The sequence below is a fragment of the Pedobacter suwonensis genome, from assembly GCF_900111825.1.
GTDB classification, from domain to species: domain Bacteria; phylum Bacteroidota; class Bacteroidia; order Sphingobacteriales; family Sphingobacteriaceae; genus Pedobacter; species Pedobacter suwonensis.
The window spans coordinates 1-1,589 of the sequence record NZ_FOJM01000039.1; the positions used below are offsets into that span (position 1 = coordinate 1).

At 51.8% G+C, this 1,589-nt stretch carries 1 protein-coding gene; it reads right to left on the reverse strand.

The window, feature by feature from the left end; translation table 11 throughout:
* Positions 1-1,589 (reverse strand): non-ribosomal peptide synthetase (locus BM107_RS24440; protein ID WP_139222344.1); only part of this gene is annotated, 1,589 nt, incomplete at both ends.

Consider the following 1,589-nt stretch of genomic DNA (forward strand, 5'->3'; position numbering starts at 1 on the left):
GAGGGAAGCATGTAATCGGGAAGCAGCTCCTGCGCACGCTCCTTTAAATCCGGAACGGCCGCTCCGCTCTGGGTGGTATAATAAGCCACAAGGGCCTTCTCCCCGCCATCACCCCTTGCCACAACCAGCACCTGGCCAACACCCTCCAGGCCACCCATCACCACCTCGATCTCACCGGGCTCGATCCGGTAACCGCGGATCTTTACCTGGTCATCAACCCGGCCCAGAAACTCCAGGTTGCCGCCCGGTCCCCAGCGAACAAGGTCACCGGTACGGTACATCAGGCTGTTTTCTTCGAAAGGATTCGCCACAAACTTCTCTCGGGTTAAAGCATCATTGCCCACATAACCCTGCGCCAGCCCCAAACCCGAAACACAAAGCTCACCCGCAACACCCATAGGGCTCAATCCTCCATAACCGTCAACCACATAAACACGGCTGCCCGCTATCGGGCGACCGATGGAAATAACCCCACCTTTATAGTCACTTAAATCAGCTACCGTAGTCACCACTGTGTTCTCTGTAGGGCCGTAATTATTGTATATTTTTAACCGGTTATACCCCTTCAGTTTTAAAACATCCCCCCCTGTTAAAATCAGGGTATCATCCAGCGGTATATCGTTTTTAACCAGCTCATGACAGATAATACTCGGTAAATAAGCATGTGTAATCCCGTGTTCCAAAAAAAACTTCTGCAACTCATAGACGTTATACCTTACCTCATCCCTTAAAATTGGGTAAAGGCAGGCCCCGCTGGTGAGATAGGGATATATTTCCCAGACTGAAGCATCAAAACCTACACTCGAATATAAGGTCCCCCGGCTGCTTTGGGAAACACCATAATAACCCTGATGCCACAAACACAGGTTGCTTAAACTCTCATGCTTAACCAGAACCCCTTTGGGTTTACCAGTACTTCCGGAGGTATAAATAACATAGGCAGCATCATTCCCCGCCACCGGCACACCGGTGCCGGTATTCGCATAAGCCTCCCGCTGCACCTGGAAACCGGAAATAAAAGCAGCATCAATGATCAGTTTGCACTTACTGTCTTCCTTTATAAAATCTATCCTGCCATCAGGATAGCCGGGATCTATCGACACATAAACCGCACCCATCTTCAGCACAGCCAGCTGGGCGATGACCAGCCAGCTGCCCCGCTCCAGTTTTACACCGGCCAGGTCACCTTTACCAACTGCCCTTGCCTTGAGGTAATGGGCAATTTGATTTGATAATCCATCCAGTTCACGGTAGCTCAGCACCTGGTCTTCAAAAACGATGGCCAGGGCAGAAGGATTCCGAAGGACCTGCTCCGCAAAAAGCGACAGAACCGTCCGGTCCACACCGTAATCCGCCACAGGGCCCTTGCCCAGCTCCAGTAAGCCCGACCGCTCTCCCGCATCCAAAAGACTGATATCACCCAGCAGCACACCGGGATCAGAGACAACCTGATCCACAATATGCTTAAAGTAAGCCGCAAAACGCGAAACCGTTTCCCCGCTGAACAGTTCTGCGGAATAGCTGAAACTCAGCTGAAGCCCGCCGGAATACTCTCCGGCAGAAAGCGACAGGTCAAACTTCGATCGGCG